This is a genomic window from Achromobacter sp. Marseille-Q4954 (assembly GCF_943737025.1).
Lineage (GTDB): Bacteria > Pseudomonadota > Gammaproteobacteria > Burkholderiales > Burkholderiaceae_B > Achromobacter > Achromobacter bronchisepticus_A.
The window spans coordinates 576,506-598,440 of record NZ_CALSFQ010000002.1; the positions used below are offsets into that span (position 1 = coordinate 576,506).

At 66.8% G+C, this 21,935-nt stretch carries 20 protein-coding genes and 1 pseudogene; 7 read left to right on the forward strand and 14 right to left on the reverse strand.

The genetic code is table 11. The annotated features are described in order from the left end of the window. The first annotated feature begins 4 nt into the window (after positions 1-4). Both NGK62_RS20690 and NGK62_RS20695 read left to right on the forward strand, forming a co-directional pair. Positions 5-1,642, forward strand: coding sequence for an arylsulfatase (locus NGK62_RS20690; protein WP_118933052.1), 1,638 nt, complete (start codon positions 5-7; stop codon positions 1,640-1,642). A 74-nt stretch (positions 1,643-1,716) separates the two neighbouring features. Further along, positions 1,717-4,272, forward strand: coding sequence for a fused MFS/spermidine synthase (locus tag NGK62_RS20695; protein ID WP_251880915.1), 2,556 nt, complete (start codon positions 1,717-1,719; stop codon positions 4,270-4,272). A gap of 44 nt (positions 4,273-4,316) precedes the next feature. Here the strand turns inward: NGK62_RS20695 and NGK62_RS20700 are convergent, their stop codons facing one another. The 3 genes from NGK62_RS20700 to NGK62_RS20710 all read right to left on the reverse strand — a co-directional run bounded on the left by NGK62_RS20700 (position 4,317) and on the right by NGK62_RS20710 (position 6,084). Further along, on the reverse strand, positions 4,317-4,757 hold the full coding sequence (locus NGK62_RS20700; protein WP_251880109.1) for a hypothetical protein: 441 nt from the start codon (positions 4,755-4,757) through the stop codon (positions 4,317-4,319). Positions 4,758-4,975: 218 nt separating this feature from the next. Beyond that, positions 4,976-5,614: an FMN-dependent NADH-azoreductase gene (locus NGK62_RS20705; RefSeq protein WP_251880111.1), complete on the reverse strand. Its 639-nt coding sequence runs from the start codon at positions 5,612-5,614 to the stop codon at positions 4,976-4,978. After that, a complete protein-coding gene (locus NGK62_RS20710) occupies positions 5,611-6,084 on the reverse strand; it encodes a GNAT family N-acetyltransferase (RefSeq protein ID WP_502802976.1) in 474 nt (157 codons plus the stop codon). Before NGK62_RS20710 ends, NGK62_RS20705 begins: the two co-directional genes overlap by 4 nt. A 66-nt stretch (positions 6,085-6,150) precedes the next feature. Here NGK62_RS20710 and pdxR point away from each other — a divergent pair, with 66 nt between their 5' ends. Next, the gene (pdxR, locus tag NGK62_RS20715) at positions 6,151-7,581 is read left to right on the forward strand and encodes a MocR-like pyridoxine biosynthesis transcription factor PdxR (RefSeq protein WP_251880113.1); all 1,431 of its coding nucleotides are present in this window, start codon (positions 6,151-6,153) and stop codon (positions 7,579-7,581) included. Here the strand turns inward: pdxR and NGK62_RS20720 are convergent. The 3 genes and pseudogenes from NGK62_RS20720 to NGK62_RS32440 form a co-directional block, all read right to left on the reverse strand. Further along, positions 7,578-8,057 carry a carboxymuconolactone decarboxylase family protein gene (locus tag NGK62_RS20720; RefSeq protein ID WP_118933056.1) on the reverse strand — a complete coding sequence of 160 codons (480 nt, stop codon included), beginning with the start codon at positions 8,055-8,057 and terminating at the stop codon, positions 7,578-7,580. The two genes, pdxR and NGK62_RS20720, sit on opposite strands and share 4 nt — an antisense overlap. Before the next feature lie 109 nt (positions 8,058-8,166). Next, positions 8,167-8,484, reverse strand: coding sequence for an ATP-binding protein (locus NGK62_RS32435; RefSeq protein ID WP_373429150.1), 318 nt, complete (start codon positions 8,482-8,484; stop codon positions 8,167-8,169). A gap of 213 nt (positions 8,485-8,697) precedes the next feature. After that, positions 8,698-9,690: pseudogene (locus tag NGK62_RS32440) on the reverse strand (HAMP domain-containing protein); the annotation flags it as partial. Here NGK62_RS32440 and chrA point away from each other — a divergent pair. Then, positions 9,689-10,939 (forward strand): chromate efflux transporter, encoded by a 1,251-nt coding sequence (gene chrA / locus NGK62_RS20730; protein WP_059376209.1) that lies wholly within the window; start codon positions 9,689-9,691, stop codon positions 10,937-10,939. The pseudogene NGK62_RS32440 and the gene chrA sit on opposite strands and share 2 nt — an antisense overlap. Positions 10,940-10,973: 34 nt before the next feature. Here the strand turns inward: chrA and NGK62_RS20735 are convergent, their stop codons facing one another. Together NGK62_RS20735 and NGK62_RS20740 are read right to left on the reverse strand one after the other, a co-directional pair. Then, complete coding sequence (locus NGK62_RS20735) at positions 10,974-11,768, reverse strand: enoyl-CoA hydratase (RefSeq protein WP_059376087.1); 795 nt, start codon at positions 11,766-11,768, stop codon at positions 10,974-10,976. A 53-nt stretch (positions 11,769-11,821) separates the two neighbouring features. Continuing rightward, complete coding sequence (locus tag NGK62_RS20740; protein WP_251880117.1) at positions 11,822-13,021, reverse strand: multidrug effflux MFS transporter; 1,200 nt, start codon at positions 13,019-13,021, stop codon at positions 11,822-11,824. 73 nt (positions 13,022-13,094) lie between these two features. Here NGK62_RS20740 and NGK62_RS20745 point away from each other — a divergent pair, with 73 nt between their 5' ends. Beyond that, a complete protein-coding gene (locus NGK62_RS20745) occupies positions 13,095-13,415 on the forward strand; it encodes an Rdx family protein (protein ID WP_059376089.1) in 321 nt (106 codons plus the stop codon). A gap of 55 nt (positions 13,416-13,470) precedes the next feature. Here NGK62_RS20745 and NGK62_RS20750 read toward each other — a convergent pair whose 3' ends face one another. From NGK62_RS20750 to NGK62_RS20760, 3 genes are all read right to left on the reverse strand, one after another. Next, complete coding sequence (locus tag NGK62_RS20750; protein ID WP_118933058.1) at positions 13,471-14,997, reverse strand: tripartite tricarboxylate transporter permease; 1,527 nt, start codon at positions 14,995-14,997, stop codon at positions 13,471-13,473. A 3-nt stretch (positions 14,998-15,000) separates the two neighbouring features. Then, positions 15,001-15,471, reverse strand: a complete 471-nt coding sequence (locus NGK62_RS20755; protein ID WP_059376093.1) for a tripartite tricarboxylate transporter TctB family protein — start codon at positions 15,469-15,471, stop codon at positions 15,001-15,003. A 250-nt stretch (positions 15,472-15,721) separates the two neighbouring features. Next, positions 15,722-16,234, reverse strand: coding sequence for a GFA family protein (locus NGK62_RS20760; protein ID WP_059376095.1), 513 nt, complete (start codon positions 16,232-16,234; stop codon positions 15,722-15,724). Between the two features lie 381 nt (positions 16,235-16,615). Here NGK62_RS20760 and NGK62_RS20765 point away from each other — a divergent pair, with 381 nt between their 5' ends. After that, a complete protein-coding gene (locus NGK62_RS20765; protein ID WP_165867865.1) occupies positions 16,616-16,753 on the forward strand; it encodes a hypothetical protein in 138 nt (45 codons plus the stop codon). 47 nt (positions 16,754-16,800) lie between these two features. On the opposite strand, the gene NGK62_RS20770 is transcribed toward NGK62_RS20765, so the two are convergent. The 3 genes from NGK62_RS20770 to NGK62_RS20780 are packed head-to-tail and all read right to left on the reverse strand — an operon-like array spanning position 16,801 to position 20,376. Continuing rightward, entirely contained in the window at positions 16,801-18,351 is a 1,551-nt protein-coding gene (locus NGK62_RS20770) for a sensor domain-containing diguanylate cyclase (RefSeq protein WP_251880119.1), read from the reverse strand. Between the two features lie 47 nt (positions 18,352-18,398). Beyond that, the gene (locus NGK62_RS20775; RefSeq protein WP_251880121.1) at positions 18,399-19,481 is read right to left on the reverse strand and encodes a site-specific integrase; all 1,083 of its coding nucleotides are present in this window, start codon (positions 19,479-19,481) and stop codon (positions 18,399-18,401) included. Continuing rightward, positions 19,426-20,376 (reverse strand): LysR family transcriptional regulator, encoded by a 951-nt coding sequence (locus NGK62_RS20780; protein ID WP_251880123.1) that lies wholly within the window; start codon positions 20,374-20,376, stop codon positions 19,426-19,428. The genes NGK62_RS20775 and NGK62_RS20780 overlap by 56 nt, the downstream gene beginning before the upstream one ends. Before the next feature lie 376 nt (positions 20,377-20,752). Here NGK62_RS20780 and NGK62_RS20785 point away from each other — a divergent pair, with 376 nt between their 5' ends. Beyond that, a complete protein-coding gene (locus NGK62_RS20785) occupies positions 20,753-21,931 on the forward strand; it encodes a M20 aminoacylase family protein (RefSeq protein WP_251880125.1) in 1,179 nt (392 codons plus the stop codon). Positions 21,932-21,935 lie beyond the last annotated feature (4 nt).

Below are 21,935 nucleotides of genomic sequence, written 5' to 3' on the forward strand. Positions count from 1 at the left end.
AGCGATGAACGCAAGAAAACTGTTGAGCGCGGCGCTCTTCGCCGCAGCAGGCCTTACGGCACTGGCAGGCGCGCAAGCGCAGACCCAGCCTCCGGCGGCCAATCAGGGCCAGGCGGCGGCATCGGGCAAGAAGCCGAACATCCTGGTGATCTTCGGCGACGACATCGGACAGGCGAACATCAGCGCCTACACGCATGGCGTGGTCGGATACACCACGCCGAACATCGACCGGATCGCCAAGGAGGGCGTCCTGTTCACGGACTACTACGCCGAGAACAGCTGCACGGCAGGTCGCTCGTCCTTCATCACGGGACAGTCGCCGCTGCGCACCGGCCTGTCCAAGGTGGGCATGCCGGGCGCGACAGTCGGCCTGCAAAAGGGCGACATCACCATCGCCGAGGCCTTGAAGTCGCAGGGCTACAACACCGCCCAGTTCGGCAAGAACCACCTGGGCGACCGTGACGAGTACCTGCCGACACGCCACGGCTTCGACGAATTCTTCGGCAACCTCTATCACTTGAACGCCGAAGAAGAGCCTGAACGCCCGTACTGGCCCAAGGACCCCAACGATCCCTACGTGAAGAACTTTTCTCCGCGCGGCGTGATCAAGGCCACGGCCGACGGCAAGGTGCAGGATACCGGGGCGCTCACCACCAAGCGCATGGAAACCATCGACGACGAGACCGTGGGCGCGGCGATCGACTACATCGACAAGCACGGCAAGGAAGACAAGCCGTTCTTCGTGTGGATGAACACCACGCGCATGCACATCTATACGCATATCCGGCCCGAACACAAGGGCAAGAGCGGCATGCCCGGCAATGACTACGCCGACGGCATGTGGGAGCATGACCAGGACGTGGGCAAGCTGCTGAAGAAGCTGGACGACATGGGCATCGCCGACAACACCATCGTCGTCTATACCACCGACAACGGCCCCAATGCCTTCACCTGGCCGGACGCCGCCACCACGCCATTCCGCAGCGAGAAGGACTCCAACTGGGAAGGTGCGTTCCGCGTGCCCGCCATGGTGCGTTGGCCGGGCAAGATCCCCGCCGGGGAAATCAAGCGCGGCATCGTATCCGGCATGGACTGGTTCCCGACCCTGATGGCGGCCACGGGCGACACCACCATCAAGGAACGGCTGCTGGATGGCTGGGCGCCGCAGGCCGGCGGCACCAAGTTCAAGGTGCATCTGGACGGCTACGACCAGCTGGGCTATCTGACCGGCAAGCAGGACAAGAGTGCGCGCGACGAGTTCTTCTACTTCAATGACGACGGCGTACTGGTCGGGGCGAGGTTTGGCGACTGGAAGGCGGTGTTCTGCGAGCAGCGGGCTCCCGGCAATCTCAACATCTGGCAGGACCCATTCGTCTGCCTGCGCTTGCCGAAGATCTTCAACCTGCGCATGGACCCGTACGAGCGCGCCGACATTACGTCGGACCAGTACAACGATTGGCTGGCCAAGAACGCCTATCTGACCGCCATCGCCACCATGAAGGCCACCGCGTTCCTGGATACGTTCCTCAAGTATCCGCCGAGCCAGCGTCCCGCTACGTTCAGCGTGGATCAAGTTCAGGAGAAGGTCAACAAGGCCATGGAAGAACACTTCCAGCAGCTTGATAAGCAAAAGGCGAAGTAACTGCGCCCGGCGCAAGCCGGGACGGTACCGGGCGGCGCCTGTCACGCCGCCCGGCAACGCGAAGGAGCAGCATGATGGGCATGGGGGCAAGCGAGGCGGCGATGCAGGGACATGATGTGGACGACAAGGCGGCGCAAGGACCCGCCCTGACGGCGGTCCGGCCGGCCGCGCTGCTGTTCCTGTCCGGAACGGCGGCCCTGGTGTTCCAGGTGCTGTGGATCAAGCAGTTGTCGCTGGTGGTAGGCGTGGAGGTCAGCGCCATCGCGGGCGCGGTCAGCGCATTCTTCCTGGGCCTGGCGCTGGGCGGCTGGCTATTGGGCCGCAAGGCGGACCATCTGCGGCGCCCGGTACGCTTCTACGCCAAGCTGGAAGCAGCCGTGGCGCTGTCCTGCGTCGCGGTGACGTGGCTGCTGGCGCGCAGCGCCGCCGCCTTCGTCGCGGTCGAGGCCCATAGCAGCCTGGCGGCCTGGCTGGCGGTGGGGCTGCTGCTGGCCATCCCCGCCTTCTTGATGGGCGGCACCTTGCCGGTGCTGCTGCGCGCCGTAAGCCGGCAGCAGGGCGCGGACGTAAGCCGCTCCGGCGGCGCGATGTACGCCGCGAATACCTGCGGCGCCATCCTGGGCGCCTTGCTGCCCGCATTCTTCCTGATTCCGCGCTTCGGCGTGCAGGGCGCGGCGCTGGCCGCGGCCTCGCTGAACCTGCTGGCGGCGCTGGGCGCCTGGATGCTGGACCGCAGGGCGGGCGACAGCGCGGCTCCCGCCGTCAGTCCGCAGTCCGCTGCGGCGCCCTTGTCGGGCGAGGCGCGCCTGGCCGTGGCGCTGTATGCGGTGGCTGGCGCTGTGGCGCTGGGCTACGAAGTGATCTGGTCGCAGATGATCGTGCCGTTCATGAGCACGCGCGCCTTCACCTTCGCCATCGTGCTGGCCACCTATCTGGCCGGGCTGGCCATCGGCGCCGCGCTTTATGCGCGCTGGGCCCATCGTGTGGGCAATCCCTGGCCGGTGTTCGGTTTCCTGATCGCTGGCGCAGGCCTGCTCGCGGTGCTGGAGGTGGCCATGCTGGGCAAATGGCTGATCGTGGCCCAGACACAGGCGGAAGCGGCGGTCTACCAATGGACGGGCAGCGGCTTCGCGGGCATGTGCGCGCGCTTCGCCGTGGCGGCGGCCAGCCTGGTGCTGGCGCCCACGCTGCTGCTGGGCGCGGCGTTTCCCGCCGTGCTGCGCATCGCGGTGGGCGATCGGCAGGTGGGGCGGGAAGCCGGCGCCGTACTCGCCGGCAACACGCTGGGCGGCATCGCGGGCACCTTGTTGACGGGATTCCTGCTGTTGCCCGCCCTGGGGCTGGTGCGCACGCTGAGCGTGCTGGCGGCCATCGCGGCGGCGGTGGGCGCCGTGGCGGCCTGGCGCGGAAGGTCGGATGGCCGCGCCGCCACCGGCTGGGCCACCGGCATCGCGGGCCTCGCCACGCTGGCGGTGGTCGCCATGCTGCCGGCAGACCAGTTTGCGCGGCTACTGCCCGGGGCGAGCGGCGCGGGCCTGGTGTTCTACGAGGAAAGCCATGGCGGCACGGTGGCCGTGGTCGAGCGCGCCGGCAACGGCAATCGCTTCCACCGGCTCTACATCCAGGGCGTATCGAACTCGGGCGACGCCATGCCTTCGCTGCGATACATGCGGCTGCAGGCGCTGCTGCCCTTGATCGTGCATGCGGGCGAACCCAGGTCCGCGCTGGTGGTGGGCTATGGCACCGGCATCACGGCCGGCGCCTTGTCGCAGTACCGCGGGCTGGAAAAGCGCGCGGTCGCCGAGCTGCTGCCGGCCGTGCTGCGCGCCGCGCCGCACTTCCAGGGCACGTTCCAGGCCGCCACCGATCCGGGCCTGGACAAACGGCTGCGCGACGGACGCCGCGAGCTGCAGGCCAGCGCCGAACGCTGGGACCTGATTACGCTGGAGCCGCCGCCACCCTCGGCCGCGGGCGTGGTGAATCTGTATTCCCGCGACTTCTACCAACTGGCCGCAAGCCGGCTCGCGCCGCAAGGCATCGTGGCGCAATGGCTGCCGCTGCCCACGCAGAACGAGGACGACACCCGCGCGCTCATCGCCAGCTTCATCCAGGTCTTTCCGCATGCCCAGCTCTGGACCAGCGAACTGCATGAAATGCTGCTGTTGGGCTCGATGCAGCCGCTGACGCTGGACGCGGCCCGCATCCAGGCGCGCTACGCCCAGCCCGATACCGCCGCCGCGTTGCGGGCAGTGGGCGTACCATCGGCCGCGGCCTTGTTGTCCACCTGGGTCACAGACCGGGACGGCCTGGCGCGCTTTGCCGGCGATACCCCGGCCGTGACCGACGACCGCCCCGGCATCGAGTACGCGACCTGGGTCCGGCCGCGCGAAGTGGCGCGCGTCCTGCCCGCGCTGCTGGCCTTGCGCAGCGAACCGCCGCTGGTCGGCGCGTCCGACGCGCTGCGCGCCGACATGCAGCTGGAGCGGGCGCGGCTGGACACGTTCTACCGGGCTTCGCTGGCGGCCTATGTGGGGGATCGTGAAACCTGGGGCAGGGAAATGAACAAGCTGGCGCGCGACGACGGCGACAACGCCTACTACCGCTGGTTCATGCCGAGCGCCAGGCAGTAGGGTGTGGCTGTGCGAGTCTTGACGGCGGGCGCTGACCGCGGGTCTCAACTACATATGCGCCGCCATGGCGCGACCCCATGGGGCGAGCAGTAGCCCGCGCAGGGCGTCGCCATCGACATGCCGCTCTGGCAGCGCAGGTCCGGCGCCCGTTCTCCATAAGGCACCATGCCCTGGCAATCGCATTGCGCCAGTCCGGCGCCCGAAGGCAGCTTCCGAGGCGGCTCCGGCGCGGCGGCGCGTTCGGCCTTGGCCTTGGGCGTTGGTGCGGGCGGCGGCGCGTCGTCGGCGGCATCGGCGCGCTCGATCACGCCCCGGACCTTGGCCGCCGGCATGCCGCAGGCCTTGGCGATGGCATTGACCGTGCGGCCGTCGTTGGCCATGGACAGGATCTTCTTGTCAGCGCAGGCCGCCTCGGCGCGCGGCGCGGCGAGGATCCACAGCGCGAGCGCGGCGGCCAGGAAAATGCCGGGACTGGTCAGTGTCATTGCACGCCTCCTGCACTCATGCCCGAATGAGGATGTACGGCGTAGTCTGGTCAGGCGAGAGGGTTCTGGCCAAGAGCGTAGTGCCGGCTATTTGGGGGTGTCAACGCAGCCCGATTGCCTAATACTTCTTGCGGACGCGGGCCGGGCGCCGGCGCTATTCCTAAGCATGAGGCGGCTTGGTGCGCGCGCCATGATGCGCGGGCACCAGCCCGGCGCGATCAAGCTGCCGCGAACTCCGGATGCAATCCGGCCGCGAACGGATGCGCGACGACCTCCGATTGCGCCTGCGCGCGGGCCGCCTGCAACGCGTCCGCGCCGCGTGCGGTGCCTTGCACCGAGAAGAAGGTCACGTTCTTCAGCCCCATCGTACCCAGCACGTGCTGCAGATACGGCGTAAGGAAGTCCGGCTGGCTCTGCCCGTCGCGGCCGAAGTCGCCGCCCGAGGAGATCGCCACGTATACCGGGCGGTCCTCCAGGCTGCCTTCCTTGCCGCGGGCCGTGATCTGGAAGGTGCTGCGCACCCGCACCACGTGGTCGATCCAGGTTTTCAACGATGCCGGCACGGTGAAGTTGTGCATCGGGGTCGCGATGACGACATGGGTGGCGGCCTGCAGGGACTGGATCAGTTCGGATGAGCGGCCCAGCGCGCCGCGATTCTCGCGTCCGTCCGTGGGGTCCTGGCGCGCGCTCAGCGCGGCCGCATAGTCGGAGTCGACCAAGGGCAGGGCAGTCGCGTCCACATCGATCACGGCCGCGCCCGGGGCGGCGGCGGTGAGCTGGTCGACGATGGCTTGCGACAGGCGATAGCTTTCGGAGGCGCGGCCGCGCGGGCTGCAGATGATGCGCAGGATATTCATGACGCGGAAGTTTCCAGGGATTTGCTGAATCGGATGGCGCTGGTCAAGAGACCGGCGCGGAAGTAGAAGCGCTGGGCCAGGGCGTTGCCCAGGCCGGTGTCGAGCACCAGGCGGGCGCAGCCGTTGTCGCGAGCGGCGGCGTCCAGGGCTTGCAGCAGCCGGGCGCCCCAGCGTTCGCCGCGGCGGCCGTTGGCCACCACCAGGTCGTCCACATACAGAAAGCGGCCGTAGATCAGGTTTTCCTGCAGGCGGTAGCCGGCCAGCGCGACGGCTTGGCCCTGGTCCATGGCGGCCAGCAGCCGGTAGCCATCGGCGCGCATGCGGCTCACGCGCTCGATGAAATCGGCGTCTTCCTTCAGATGAGGCCTGAGTTCGCGCATGAGCGGCAGGCAGGCCCGCAGATCCTGCGGGCTTTCGATGTGTTGCATGGTGGCTTCGGTCATGGATGCACTAGCGGTGTCAGGGTTCATGTGCAGTCATGTTAGGAGCCGCATGCCATAATTAGAAGGGCCATAAATTGAATTCTGGACTATGCCATGATCAGCCCGCAGCCACAGGACCCGCCGGCGCCGCCGGACGGCGCCGAGCCCCTGTACCGCCAAGTCTATGAGCGCTTTCGCGGCGCCATCGCGCAGGGCACGCTCAAGCCGGGCGACCGCATTCCGTCGGCGCGGGCGCTGGCCAAGGAAATGGGCGTGGCGCGCGGCACGGTGGAGGTCGCGTATTCGCTGCTGGCATCGGAAGGCTATATCCAGGCGCGCGGCCAGGCCGGCACGGTGGTGGCGCCCGACCTGCAGCCCCAGCACGCGCCGCCGCCCGCCGTGGCCATTCCGCCCGAGACGCCCGGCGACGGCCCGGGCTGGCGCGAGCCTTCGGGCTTGCGGCCGTTCCAGATGGGCCTGCCGGCGCTGGATGAATTTCCCCGCAAGCTCTGGGCCCGCCTGGGCGCGAGGCAGTTGCGCGGCCTGCAGGCCACGGACCTGGCCTATCCGCCCCATGGCGGCCTGCCGGCCCTGCGCGGCGCGACCGCCGCCTATCTGCAGGTCGCGCGCGGCATCCATTGCCAGCCCTCGCAGGTGTTCATCACGGCCGGCTACAACAGTACGATGGCGCTGATCCTGCAGACGCTGTTCGAAGCCGGCGACCAGGTCTGGATGGAAGATCCAGGCTATCCCCCGACCCGCGCGCTACTGGAGCAGGCGCGCTTGAAACCCGTACCTGTGCCGGTGGACCAGGACGGCATCATGGTCGGCGCCGGCATCGAGCGGGCGGGACGGGCGCGCGGCGCGGTGGTGACGCCTGCCCATCAAAGCCCCTTGAGCATGTCCTTGTCATTGCCGCGCCGGCAGGCGCTGCTGGACTGGGCCGAGCGTTGCGGAGCCTGGATCGTGGAAGACGATTACGACGGCGAATACCGCTACGTCGGCCGCCCGCTGCCTGCCCTGAAGAGCCTGGATACGCAGGGGCGGGTGCTGTACGCGGGCACCTTCAGCAAGGTGCTGTTTCCCGGCCTGCGGCTGGCCTATCTGGTGGTGCCCGAGGCGCAGGCCGCGCGCTTCGCGCTATCGGCGCGCCTGCAGGCGGGCGCCGCGCCGGGCCTGACCCAGGCGATATTTAGCGCCTTCATGGCCGAAGGCCATTTCGCCCGCCACATCCAGCGCATGCGCAAGCTGTACGCGGAACGGCGCGCGGCGGCGGTGGCGGGCCTGCATGATGCGCTGGGGCAGCGCCTGCGGATCGAACCGCAGCCCGGCGGCATGCATCTGGTGGCGCGTCTGGAACCCGGCCAGAGCGACGTGGCGTTGGCCGGGCGGATGGAAGAGCAGGGCATGTATGCGGGCGCGCTGTCGCGCTGGTGCGCCGCGCCGCAGCCGCAATCCGCGCTGCTGCTCAGCTTCACCAATATCGCCACGCAGGCGCAGGCCCGCGAACTGGGCCTGCGCATATTGCAGCTGATGCAGCCTTAGTTCAGCCCGGACTTGTCCAGGCCGTAGGCCGCATCGGCCGAACCCGGCACGGTGCGGAACGCCACGTTCAGCCGGTTCCAGCCGTTGATCCCGACCACCAGCAGGGTGAGGTCCGAGATCTCCTTCTCAGAAAGCTGCGCGCGCGCCTCGTCATAGACCGCATCCGATACGCCCTGCGCCGACAGGGTGGTAACCGCCTCGGTCCAGGCCAGCGCCGCGCGCTCGCGCGGCGAGAACAGCGTGGACTCGCGCCAGATGGCGATGTGATGCAGGCGCAGCTCGCGCTCGCCGGCGATGCGGGCCTGCTTGACGTGCATGTCCAGGCAGAAGCCGCAGCCGTTGATCTGCGAGGCGCGGATATCCACCAGTTCGCCGACCTCTTGCACGATGGGGGTCTTCTTCAGCGACATGCTGAATTCCAGGTACTTCCTGGACTGTTCCTCGGACACCTGGAAATAATTCAAACGCTGGCTCATGTTCCTACCTTTTCGATGCGTGTTGCCGAGCAGAATCTCGTGCTGACAGGATGCTGCGGTTTGGCCCAGGAAGGTAGTGCCATAAATGCAGTTTTCGCCTGGGCCATGCTCAGGCCGGCCAGCGCAGCACGAAGCGGGCGCCGCCCAGGGGGCTGTCGTGGATTTCGATGCCGCCGCCGTGGCTGGCGGCTACCCGCCAGACGATGGCCAGGCCCAGGCCGGCGCCGCCGGTGCCGCGGTCCCGGCTTTCGTCCAGGCGGATGAAGGGTTCGAACACCCGCGCGCGGTCGGCCGGCGCGATGCCGCCGCCATCGTCGTCCACGATCAGCTCGAAGCCGCCCGCCGGACACTGGGTGAGCTTGACCTCCACGTGACGGCTGGCATAGCGCACAGCGTTTTGCACCAGGTTCAGCAAGGCCCGGCTCATGTAGCGCGGATGCAGCCGCACGCGCGGCGGGTAGTCGCGATGCACATGGCACTGGATCGCACGCGCCTCGGCCTGGTGCGCCACCTGGGCCAGCGCTTCGCCCAGCCAGTCGCAGGTGTCCACGGTTTCCAGCCTGACGGAGTCGTCGCTGGGACGCTCCAGCCGCGCATAGACCAGCAGTTCGGCCACCAGCGTTTCCAGTTCGCAGATGTCGGCCTGCATGTCGCGCAGTATCTGATGCCGCTTGGGCTGGTGCTGGTCCTGGCCCAGCAGGGCGACCTCGAAGGACAGGCGCGCCAGCGGCGTGCGCAATTCGTGCGAGACCGCGTTGGTCAGGCTGCGCTGGTTTTCGACCAGCGCCGAAATGCGCTCGGCCATCTGATTGAAGCTCTCGCCCACGTGCCGCATGCCGGCCAGCCGCGACAGCCGCACCCGCACGCCGAGTTCGCCCTGGCCCATGCGCAGCGTGGCGTTGCGCAGCCGGTCCAGATCGCGCCACAGGGGCAGCGCCCAGAGCAGCAGCAGGATGATGCCGACGATCAGGCTTAGCGCGGCCCAGACGCCGACGGTGACCCACCGCTCCAGCACCGGCGCGCGCGGCAGGCGGACTTCCAGCCACTGTCTGGGCTCGCCGGACAATGGGACGAGGTAAACGTTGTACTCGTCGCGCATGATCATGCCGAGCGCGGCCAGTTGCCGCTGCTCCGATTCGCTGGGAGTGACCTTCTCGTCGGAGAGCAGGCTCAGGCCCAGTCCATAGAGCGGCTGGATGTCGTCGCGCAGGTGTTCGGCGCGCGCAACCGGGGCAATGCCATCGAGTTCCTTGCGCAGCACATGCATCTGTCCCCGGACGGCCTGGTACGACAGATCCGCGCTGACCGAATCCAGCAGATACATCAGGCTGCGTTCCACCAATTGCGACCCCGCGACATAACCGATGGCGGCGACGACAAAGATGCGGATCGCGAACTTGAACATGTGGGATACGGCCGGATGAGGACTCGCGATGCTAGAGGCATACCGCCGGGCAGTCCGCCGATATTTGTACGGTATTTGTAAAGTTGTTTGTAGCGGCTGCGCGGGCGAGGTAAACCCGCCATATGGCCCGGCCCGTTCAGGCGGTTGAATCTGCCGCGGCGCCCGGCTATAAGCATGGGGCGGGGGCAGGACCCTCATGCCCCGCCTGCCGATGAAGCCGAATCCCATGCCGCCGCTGCCTCCCCACCAAGACGAACATGTCGCCAGCAAGCCCGCCACCGCCACGCGCGAGCAGCCCGGCCAGGGCTCCTGTCTGGAAGTCTTCCTGGTTTTCCTGCGCCTGGGGCTGACGTCGTTCGGCGGGCCGGTGGCGCATCTGGCGTACTTCCGCACGGAATTCGTGGAGCGCCGGCGCTGGCTGGACGACTACGCGTATTCCGACCTGGTGGCGCTGTGCCAGTTCCTGCCGGGGCCGGCCAGCAGCCAGGTCGGCATGGCGATAGGCCTGAAGCGCGCCGGATGGGCCGGCATGCTGGCGGCCTGGGTGGCGTTCACGCTGCCCACGGCGGTCGCGCTGATTCTCTTCGCGCTGGGCCTGGCGCAGTTCGGCTGGCTGTCCGCGTCGGGCGCCATCCATGGACTGAAGATCGCGGCGGTGGCCATCATCGCGCAGGCGGTCTGGGGCATGGGCCGCTCGCTCTGTCCCGACCGCGAGCGGGCGGGGCTGGCGGTGGCTGCGGCGCTCATCACCATCCTGATGCCGACGACCCTGGGGCAATTGAGCGCGATCCTGCTGGGCGCCATCGCCGGCATGGCCGCGCTGCAGGTACCGCCGCGTCCGGCCCTGGCGGTGCAGCCGCTGAAGATCTCGCGCCGCGCTGGATACACGGCATTGGCGCTGTTCGTGCTGCTGTTGGCGGCCTTGCCGGCTTGGGCGGCGATCAGCGGCATGCCGCTGGCGCAGCAGCTGTCGGGCTTCTACCGCGCGGGCGCGCTGGTGTTTGGCGGCGGCCACGTGGTGCTGCCCTTGCTGGAATCCGCCTCGGTGGCCGGCGGCATGGTTTCCAACGCCGATTTCCTGGCAGGCTACGGCGCGGCGCAAGCCATGCCGGGGCCGCTATTCGCTTTTGCCGCCTTCCTGGGCGCGATGTCGTCCGGTCCCTTGTCGGGCTGGGCTGGCGGACTGGTGTTGCTGGCGGCCATCTTCCTGCCAGGCGCCTTGCTGGTGGCGGCTGCGCTGCCGTTCTGGGAAAGCCTGCGGCGGCGCGCGGGCGTGCGCAACCTGATCGCGGGCGTGAACGCGAGCGTCGTGGGCATCCTGCTGTCGGCGCTGTACGACCCGGTCTGGATCAGCGCCATCCGCGACCGCGCGGACTTCGGGCTGGCCTTGCTGCTGTTCGGCCTGCTGGTCTATGCGCGCTGGTCGCCCGTCTGGGTGGTGCTGCTGGCCGCGGCCGGCGGCTGGGCGTTGGCCTAGCGCAGCCGCCCCAAGACAACCCCGCGGCGTTGAATCAGGACTGCCAGCGCGGCGGGCGTTTTTGCAGGAAGGCGTCTATGCCTTCGCAGGCGTCGGCTTCCATCATGTTGCGCGCCATCACGTCGCCCGCGTAGTCATAGGCATCCGCCAGCGCCATCTGCCGCTGCTTGTAGAACATGCGCTTGCCGTAACGGATGGCAGCAGGACTCTTGGCCAGGATGTCGTCGACCAGCGCGCGCACGCGCTGGTCCAGCTGCGCCTCGGGCACGGCGTCGTTGATCAGGCCCCAATCCCTGGCCTGGCCGGCATCGATGAAGCGCGCCGTCACCAGCATTTCAAAGGCGCGCTTGGCCGATACATTGCGGCTGAGCGCGACGGCGGGCGTGGAGCAGAACAGGCCGACGTTGATGCCGGATACCGCGAACTTCGCCGTGTCGGCCGCCACGGCCAGGTCGCAGCTGGCCACCAGCTGGCAGCCTGCCGCGGTGGCGATGCCGTGCACCTTGGCGATCACCGGCACCGGCAAGGCCTGCAAACCCTGCATCACGGCGCTGCATTTCCTGAAGAGGTCGCGGTAGTAATCCAGCGAGGGCTGGCTGCGCATTTCGCGCAGGTCGTGGCCGGCGCAGAACGCCCGGCCGCTGGATTCGAGCACCACGCAGCGCACGCCGGCATCGCGCGACAGCGCGTCGATCTCCGCTTGCAGCGCGGCCAGCAGGCCTTCGGACAGCGCGTTGAACTGCCCGGGGCGGTTCAGGCGCAGCGTCACCACGCCGTCTTCGGCGTGGCGCGCCAGGATCGGCTCTTGCGCCGCTGCTTCGTTGTTCATGTCGTCTCCAGGGTGGGCTATCCCTGGATAGTAGAGGCATACGCCGATCGGCGTCAGCCCGCCGCCAGACGCCGCGCCATGCCCGGCGACAGGAACAGCAGCGGCCCGACGATGACCGCGCCGATCAGCGCCATCGCCGCTTGCGGCGCCATGCCGCTGTCCAGCAGGAGAGTGGCGATGACGGCCGATCCGCTCATCTGGAACAGGCCATAGACCGCGGCCGCGGTGCCGGCGCGCTCGGCGAAGGGCTCCAGCGCCAGGCTCAGCCCGGACCCCAGCGCCAGCGAAAAGCCCACGGTCAACACCGCCACCGGCAACATGAAGACCCAGGCCGACAGGGGCAGCCACAGCCACGCGGCCAGGTGCATGGCGGCGGCCGCAAGCAGGGCGGCCATGCCCACGCGCACCATGGTGTGGCGGCCAAAGCGCGCGATGAAGGCAGGGGCCAGGAAGAAGGCGCCGATATTGATCGCCGCGTTGCCGCCGAACCAGGCGGAGAAGCCCAGTTCGGAATAGCCCAGTTGCTGCACCAGCACTACCGGCGCGGCGGACACGAACACCAGGATCATCGCCATGCCGGCCATGCCGAACGCCGCGAAATACAGAAAGCGGCCGCTGGCCGCGATCGGCGCATAGCGGCGCAGGCTGTAGAGCGCGCCGTGGGGCTTGGGCGGCGCGGCGCGGGTTTCCTCGAAGCGGATCGCCAGGAATCCCGCAAGGGTCAAGGCGAACAGCACCATGAAGACGAAGGTGCTGCGCCAGCCCGCGTGCACGGCCAGCGCGCCGCCCACCATGGGCGCCAGCGCAGGCACGGTGCACAAGGCGCCGTTCAAATAGCTGTAGACGCGCGCGCCGACTGCGGGGCTGAAGCAATCACGGACCGCGGCAAAGGCGACCAGCGAGGCCGAGCACGCGCCCAGCCCCTGGATCACGCGGGCAACATAGAACACGTCCAGCGACGTGGCCGCGGCGCCCAGCGCCGAGCCCAGCAGATAGGCCAGCGCGCCGCCCAGCGCCACGGGCCGCCGGCCATAGCGGTCGGCCAGCGGACCGATCAGCACCTGGCCCACGCCCACGGCGAAGATGAAGAGGGTGATGCTGGCTTGCAGCGCGGTGACTGGCTGGCCGTAATCCTGCGCCATGACGGGCAAGGAGGGCAGATAGATATCGATGCCCATGGGCGTAAGCGTGACCAGTCCCATCAGGAGACCGATCAGCCAGCGTTGGCCGCGAGGGGATAATGCAGACTTCATGGCAGGCTCGGGGTCCATTGCGGACCCGGGAAAACCCGATATTATCCATGAACCGGCGTAGAATCTTCCAGCTATGAACACACCCGCCCTGCGTCCCCGCATCGTCATCCATTACTGCACGCAGTGCCAGTGGCTGCTGCGCGCCGGCTGGATGGCCCAGGAACTCCTGTCCACGTTTTCGACCGATCTGGGCGAGGTCGTGCTGCAGCCTGGCACCGGCGGGATCTTCCAGGTCACCTACAACGGCGACCTGATCTGGGACCGCAAGAGCGATGGCGGCTTCCCCTCGGCCAAGGAACTGAAGCAGCGCGTGCGCGACCGCCTCGATCCCGGCCGCACGCTGGGCCATATCGACGGCCACTCCGCCGGCCCGCTGGCCGCGCCCGACGCCTGAAGCGCATGCGGACCGGCCCCGCAAGAGCCGGCCCGTTGCCACGCAGCCGCAGGCTTCAGGCGGAAGACTCCGCTTGCGCCAGGCCCGCGCGCTGCTTGCGTTGGCGCATGGCCGACACCACCAGCAGCGCAATCAAGCCCACGCACGCCACCACGAAGCCCAGGCTGATGGGCCGCGAGACGAAGATCGTCAGGTCGCCGCGCGACAGCAGCAGGGCGCGGCGGAAGTTCTCTTCCACCATGGGGCCGAGCACGAAGCCCAGCAACAGCGGCGCGGGTTCGAAGCGCATGCGGATCAGCGCGTAGCCCGCAGCGCCGAACAAGGTCACCATGGCCACGTCGAACAGATTGTTGTTGGTGCTGTAGACGCCCACGCAGACAAAGAACAGCGCCGCCGGGAACAGGTAGCGGAACGGCACCGTCAGGAGCCGCACCCACATGCCGATCAGCGGCAGGTTCAAGAGCAGCAACAGCACGTTGCCCACCCAGAAGCTGGCGATCAGCCCCCAGAACATGTCGGCGTGCTCCACCATCATCTGCGGTCCCGGCTGGATGCCGTGGATGATCAGCGCGCCCAGCATCAGCGCCATCACCGGATCGCCGGGGATGCCCAGGCTCATGGTGGGAATGAAGCTGGTCTGGGTCGACGCGCTGGTGGCCGCTTCCGGTCCGGCGATGCCCTCGATGGCGCCGCGGCCGAAGCGGCGCGGCTCGCGCGCCACCTTCTTTTCCGTCGCATACGAAATGAACGAGGCGATGGTGGGACCGGTGCCGGGCAGGATGCCAAAAGCCGCGCCGATGGCCGTGCCGCGCACCAGCGCGCCGCGCGACTGCTTGATGTCGCCGGCCTCGGGCCGCATCGACTTCATGCTGATCTTGGCGGTGGTCACCTTGGCGTCGCCGCCGATGCGGTTGATGTTCTTCAGGAAGTCCGCCACGCCGAACAGACCCATGGCCAGCGCCACGATCTGCAGGCCGTCGGACAACTCCAGGATGCCGAAGTGAAAGCGCATCGTGCCGGTGTTGACGTCGGTGCCCACCACGCCCAGCAGCAGACCCACCACCACCATCGCCACGCCCTTGATCGCCGATCCCTTGGCCAAGGTGGCGCCGGCCAGCAGGCCCAGCATCATCATGGAGAAGTACTCGGCGGGGCCGAACTTGAAGGCCACGTCCACCAGCATAGGGGAGAACAGGATCATCGCCAGAATGCCGACCGACGCGCCGCAGAACGACGAGAACATCAGCATGAACAGCGCCGAGCCGGCCTTGCCGTTGCGCGCCAGCGGATTGCCGTCCAGGCAGGCCACCGCGTGCGACGCGGTGCCGGGCAGGTTCAGCATGATGGAGGTAATCCCGCCGCCGTACTGCGACCCGTAGTAGATGCCCGACAGCATCACCAGCGCCGCCGTGGGCGTCATGGTGTAGGTCAGCGGCAGCAGGATGGAGATCGCGGCCAGCACGCCCATGCCCGGCAGCACGCCGATAAGGTTGCCCATGAACACGCCGAATACGGCCCACATGAGGTTGTCCAGCGCGAAGGCGACGGAGAACCCGTGCATCAGGTTGTTGAAGATTTCCATCGATCAGCCCCAGCGGAACAGCGGAAACTGCAGTTGCAGCGCCCAGGAGAAAACGGCGACGCCCAGCACGGTTACGCCGGCGGCCAGCAGCGCCGCGCTGCGCGGCGTGTGCTGGCGGTCGCCCATCGCGGAAATGAAGACCAGCGCAAAGGTCGCGGGCACCAGGCCGCCATACTTGCCCAGCAGGATGAAGGTCATGAGTCCGCCGATGATGCAGCCCCAGCCGCGCCAGTCGGGCGGGGGCTCGTCTTCGGCGTCCTCATCGGGTGCCGCGGGCGCCGCCGCCATGCGCGCGATCATCAGGCCCAACAGCACCAGCAGCACGCCCAGGATCGCGGGGAACATCCCCGGCCCCATGCGCGCCAGGCTGCCGATGTTGTAGGTGGATGCCTGCGCGATGGCGCCCAGGCCCAGCACGATCATCGTGCCGGCTGCCCAGACCTCGCGCCGCGCGGCGCTGCGTTTGGATTGCATCTGTAGTCCTCCCGTTGTTGTGCTTTTGCCTGACTACGTTCTGAACAAAAGCTGACTTTTGAATGAACGCGGAAGTCTAGGAATTCAAACTTCCGTTCACCTTTCAGGCGCACGGGCAATGCGCCAAACAGGCGCTTTTTTCGGCAAAAACGGGGGAAATCCCTAAGCCCGCGAGAATGGCGGGCAGGGCCGATGCGCGGCGCGCAAGCGTTTGTTGCGGCTATGCGCCGCGCGCCGCGGCGGCGGGTTCTCAGCCCTTGGGCGTCCAGGGCTTGCGCGGGCTGCCGGCCAACGCGACGTCCAGGCGCTGCCTGGCGGCCAGGGGCCAGCAGGCGTCCATGTCGTAGAACGCTTCGGCCGCCGGCACGTCGTCCGGTATGCCCACCCATGGGTGCCTGGAACGCACGAAGCAATGCGCACCAGGCGGGAAGTCGGCGGCGCGGTCCAGCGTGCCCGCGTAGATCAGCGCCACCGTTTCGCCGTAACCCGGGTGATGGCTCCACAGCAGGCCGAGGCAGGCCGCGCAACGCACGACCACGACGGTCTCGCCATCATTGGCGTTCTTGTCCGCGGGATGGCGGCGCACCTCGCCCCGCAGGCGCTGCACGCGGTCGGATTCGATCACCGCGTTCATCGCAAAGGCGGTGCCGGAGTGCCGTTGGCACACGGTGCAATGGCAGCAATGGACAAACATGGGCGGGCTGGCGAGGCGGTAGCGGACCGCGCCGCAATCGCAGCCGCCTTCGATGGGAGCCTGAGTCACGATGCGTCTCCTGGGAAGGTGCGCATCCAGTGTATTGAGGCCGCTGGCCGCCGGGCAGTGGCGATCGCGTCACGCTGCGGGGGGATTTGCGTCAACGTCACCAGGGCAGGGCGGCGGGACCGGTATCGCGGCCGCCGGTGATGCTATTGCTTTTGCAGGCAATGTGATGCTAAAATACATCAACTTTCGGCAAAATTACAATAAACCAAGCGCCGAAAAAGTCGCTGGCGGCCGCGGCCGCCATTTTCGTTTGCGTTGCCTGCGCGCATGCCCCCCGCGCCCCGATGGCATCCATTGGAAACAGCATCCATGGCACGCACGAATCTCATGCATTGCGCTTTGCGCGGGGGAAAGCCATGCGTCCTGAACAGGAGAACGTTCATGTCTCATCAACTCGTTGGCAAGAAGTGGCAATTCGAGATTCCTCCCCTGGACTGGAAGGCGCCCGAGACCAATAAGGACGCGGACATCAAGACCGTTGCCGCGGACGCCGATGCCGCCGAAGACCAGGACGCCTGACCGGGCGTTGCCACAACCCTGAAATAGCCGCCGGGCGGGCAGGGGCGTCAGCCCGCGTGCGTCACCACGCGATTGCGCCCCTGCTGCTTGGCAGCGTACAGCGCGGCATCGGCCGCCTGAAAAACCGGCTCCACATCCGCGCCGCCCGCCGGCCAGTGCGCCACGCCGGCTGACACCGTGATTTCCGGGGCGCCGCTCAAGCGGCGCATCTCCGTCGCCTTGCGCAGGCGCTCGGCCATGCCCGTGGCCTCCCTGGGACCCGCCGCGGGCAGCAGGATCAGGAACTCCTCGCCGCCGTTGCGGCAGAGCATGTCGGTCGGGCGCGAACAGTCGCGCATCAACTGCGCCATTCCCTGTATCACTTCATCGCCCGCCGTATGGCCGTAGGTGTCATTGACCCGCTTGAAATGGTCGATGTCCAAGGCGATCACGGCAAAGGGCGTGTCGGCCGCCTGCAGCGCGTCCACCGCCTGCCGCATGCCGCGGCGGTTGCGCAGCCCGGTCAGCGGATCGGTGATGCTGGCCTGATTGAGCTGGCCGATCTTGTCCTGCAGGTTGGTGTAGCTGCGGATCACTGCGCGCTTGAGGCGCTGCGCCTCGAAATACCAGGCTTTCACCGAGCGCACCCGCTGCATGGCCACCGCCATGTCATGGTGCTCGACGTTGGTCGCCAGTTGCGATAGCGGCTGCGAAATCTTGCGCGCGCACCACCAGATGGCCAGCAGGAACAGCAGCGCGAAGGGCGCCGCGTAGCGGATCAGCGCCCAGATGAGATCGTGCAAGGGCTCCAGCGTGGCCAGCGCGGGGCGCTGCGCGATCACGCCCCAGCCGCTGCGCGAAACATGCGCGTAGCCGGCCAGCATGTCCACCCCGCGCGTGTTGATCAGGCGCTGCGCGCCGTCTTCGCCGCGCATCACCGCGGCCACCACGGGATTGCCGGTGACGTCCTCGCCAACGCGCCCGTTCTCGGCGTGATAGATCAGCCGCCCCTCGTGATCCACCACGTACAGATAGGAGCCGTCCTGATACGGATGCTTGCCCAGCAGGTTGTGCAGGGCGCCTTCGTTGCGCAGGTAGATCGTGCCAGAGACATAGCCCAGGTAGACGCCGCTCTCCGAATGAATCGGATACGAGACGTTGATCGACAGGTTACCGGCGACCGATACATAGGGCTTGCTGATCAGGGGCTTGCGCGTTTGCAGCGCCATGCGGCTGGCGGCGTTGTCGACCCGCGTTCCCTGGAAGCTGCGGATGGCCTGGCTGGCCGCCACCATGACGCCGTCGGCGCGGATGATGGCGACCGAGTTGAAGCTGTCCGTCTGCTCCCGCAGGCGCGCGACTTCCGCGTTCAGGACCTCCGGCGCATCGAAGCGCCAGGCGACATGGCGGGCGCTGTACTCCAGTTGCTGCAGGGCCGATTCCAGGAAAGTGCCCGCGCTCTCGGCCAGCTTGGCGGCATACACCCGGTTGGATTCCAGCGTATTGGCGATGAGCTGTTCGCGCTGCACGCGATAACTGGCGTACAGGGCGTTGGCGGTGGCGGCGAGGGCGCTGCATACGGTAAGCGCAAGCACCAGCCCGCGTAGGTTGATTCGCATGAAGATCGTGTCGGGCAGGATTCAGGTTGCGGCGAGTGCGCGGGATTTTACCCGCGCGGGGCGTCCGGCTCGTCCAAGAGCCGGGCCGCTGGCGATTCGGCCGCCGCCCCGGCGCGGAAGTAGCCCATGACGGTGGCCACGCTGGCATGCCCGGTCATGGCCATGGTGTCGCCCAGCGGTACATTCCGCCGCCCGGCCTCGGTCACGAATCCGGATCGCAGGCTGTGCGCCGAAAACTCGCCTTCCAGGCCGGCCAGCTTGCAGCGTTCCCGCACGATGTCCCGCACTGCGGCCGCGGCCAGCGGCTCGCCCAGCACGTCGCCGCGCCGCACGCGCCGGAACAGCGGACCTTGCGTGATGCCGCTGGCGCGCAGCCAGGCATCGAGCGCCTGGGCAGCCACGCCCACGATGGGCTTCTGGTCGTTGGCGCGGTGGGCGCCCGCCTGATTGGTCTTGGAATACGCCAGCGCGTACAGAAAGCCCTCGGCCGTGCGCCGCGTGTTTTCCATCGTGGCGTGCACGACTTCGGAGCGCCTGCGCCCGCCGCTGGCCCAGGCGAACAGCAGCAGGGCGCGGTCGCGCAGCCCGCGCAGCGAGTCGTCGCAGGTGGCCAGCATGGCCTCCAGCGGTTCGCGCGTCAGCGCCACCTTCTTGGCGGGCGCCACGCCGCGCCGGGCGTAGGCGCGCCGCGTCCTGGCAAGCAGTTCGCGCACCGCGGCCGCGCGGCAGGGGTTGGGGTGGCCTTGAAGTTCGTGCGCCTTGGACAGCACGGAGATGCGCTGCAGCAGCGTGTTGAGGCTGGGCGCACCCAGCCTGCCTTTGGCTTTGAGCCGGACCAGTTCCTGGTCCAACGCCAGCGGCAATTCCCATTTCAGGCCTTGCTCGGTGGACCGCTGCGCATGGTCGACCACGAACTGGACCACGGCGGCTTCCGGCAAGGGCAGGGCAAAGGGACGGGCGTAGCGCAGCTCGAACCAGGCGCTCCAGTAGCGGATGGCGGCGCGGTAGCTGGCGACCGTGTTGGCCGAACTGCCTTCGCGCATCAGGGCGCGGGCGGCAGCGTCGGCCTGGGCGTCAAGGGTAAGCGGATCCAGCGCGATTAATGGCGCCTGCAATTTCAGCTGTGTCATGATCGGAAGAGCGAGAAAAAATGGCGCGTATCTCCTTCATGAGTGCCCTGGCGGGTCTGCTCAGAAGATGAAAATCCCTGCTCAGCAAGCAGATATTGCGGCCAGGAATATTATCGGACAGCGCGAGCGGCGACAGCACTTGCCGAAAGGCAGCCAGGTTGAACGGGGTGGCGGACCAGATGCTTATTGCATTCGAGTTTTTTGCCAGTTCCAAGTACAGCCCGATGGACGCACAGTGGACAATACGCTCCGGGAGCGCGCGGCCTTGCATGGAAAAACACCTGAACAGGGGCGCCGTTTCGTCATCGATTGGATCCGGGGTAATCCATTCGTACGGCAGAAGCTCGTCAAGACTGGTGGCGTGCAGAGCTGGATGATCGGGCCGGACGCCGATCACCGTTTTTACAACGGATAGTTGAATCGCCGGAAAACCCGTGGATTCCAGGGGAATCTCAGACGAAATTGCGAAATCGAGCGTTCCATCCCGCATCAGCATCAGAAGCTTGCTCGGACGTTCTTCAATAATCGTCAACCGGGTGCCGGAATGCCGCATTTTGAATGCCAAGATCGCTGTTGCCAAGTCGGCGCTGGCGGCTACGGGACTCACGCCTATTCTCAATTCGCCGCACGATCGCCCCTTGATCGCCGCAATGTCCTGCCGAACGCGCGCAACTTCCGCATTGATCAAGCGCGCCCTGTCCGCGATGACTGCACCGGCCTCCGTCAGCGTCATCCCTTTGCCGGTCCGGACCAGCAGCGGCATTTCCAGATCCGCTTCCAACTCCCTCAGCGACTTGCTCACCGCCGATTGGGTGAGGCTCAACCTGTCCGCCGCGCGATTGATAGTTCCCGTCTCGATCACCGCCAGGAAGGCCCGCAATTGATTGATTTTCATACTGCCTGCACTCGATTTGAACGCGTGGATCCTAGTTTAGTGCGGCAAATGGTCAGGACGGAAATCCCACTTCCACGCGTGCCTTTTTCCTGGAAGCCGTTCTTGTTGAGTTCGGACAACAACCAAAAGTTGTGCGATCAAAAAAAAGTCGTGGGGAGGGCTCGCCAAAACTGCCATGATCCATCGGGAGGCACGAACTCGCGTCAACTCCGCCGCTTTGAATTGCGCCGGGAAGCTTTGTCGGCGCGGGTGATTTTCTCCTGTGGGCATGTTTCAAAAAACACCGAGTAGCGATTAGAAAAAGCCGAGAATTCAAAAAAATATACATATAGGACGCAATTAAGACGCGGCCGCAGTATTTCCCGAGGAGACCAGTATGTTCAAGGATTTTGCAAGCTTCGCCGCCCTGGCGACGGAGTTCACCCAAGTTCGCCGCTGGATTCATCAGCACCCGGAACTCGGATTCGAAGAGCAGGGGACCAGCGCGTTAGTGGCCAACCGGCTGCGCGAATACGGCTACACAGTAACCGAGGGAGTCGGCAGCACCGGCGTCGTGGGTGTACTCAAGCGGGGCCGTTCGGCCCGCACCATCGGCATCCGCGCCGACATGGACGCATTGCCTATACATGAAAACGAAAGCCTCTCGTATCGCAGCATCCATGAAGGAAAAATGCACGCTTGCGGCCATGATGGGCATACCGCGATTTTACTGTGTGCAGCCAAGTATCTGGCCGAGTCGGGACAGTTCGATGGCACGGTCAATCTGATTTTCCAGCCGGCGGAAGAAGTGCTCAGCGGCGCACGCCGGATGATCGAGGACGGCCTGTTCGACCGCTTTCCCTGCGATGAAGTCTATGCGCTTCACAACTTGCCTGGCCTGCCGGTCGGCAAGGTCGCCTGCCTGGTGGGTCCAGTGACGGCTTCTTCGGATGTCGCCCTGGTCAACATCCAGGGCAAGGGGGGGCACGGAGCCATGCCGCACCTCACCAAGGACGCCGCCTTGGCTGCGGCCGCCGTCGTCGTTGCATTGCAAAGCATCGTTGCCCGCAATGTCACCCCTGGCGAAAGTGCGGTTGTGACCGTTGGCGCTATTCACGCTGGAGAGGGCTTCAATGTCATCCCTGACCGTGCGCTTATCAAGGTGAATACGCGCGCCTGCACTACGGATATGCGTGACTTGTTGGAAAAGCGCATAAAGGAAGTGGTCACCGGCGTTTGCGCAGCGCACGACGTCACGGTGACAATCGAGTTTGACCGCCAGATCGGCGTGCTGGTGAACCACCCAAGGCCGACTTCCGTCGCGCACGGCGTGCTCACGGATCTGCTTGGGGCCGAAAACGTTATTAGCGTTCACTCCAAGGGCAATCTGGGCAGCGAAGACTTCGCGGCCATGGCTGAAGTTCGACCATCCTGCTACATCGCGATTGGAAATGGCGTCGGTAGCGCTGGCGGCTGTTCGGTCCACAACCCTGGCTACGATTTCAACGATGAACTCATCCCCATTGGCGCCGCGTACTGGTGCAAGCTGGTGGAAACGGCGTTGAACCGGGCATGAGGCT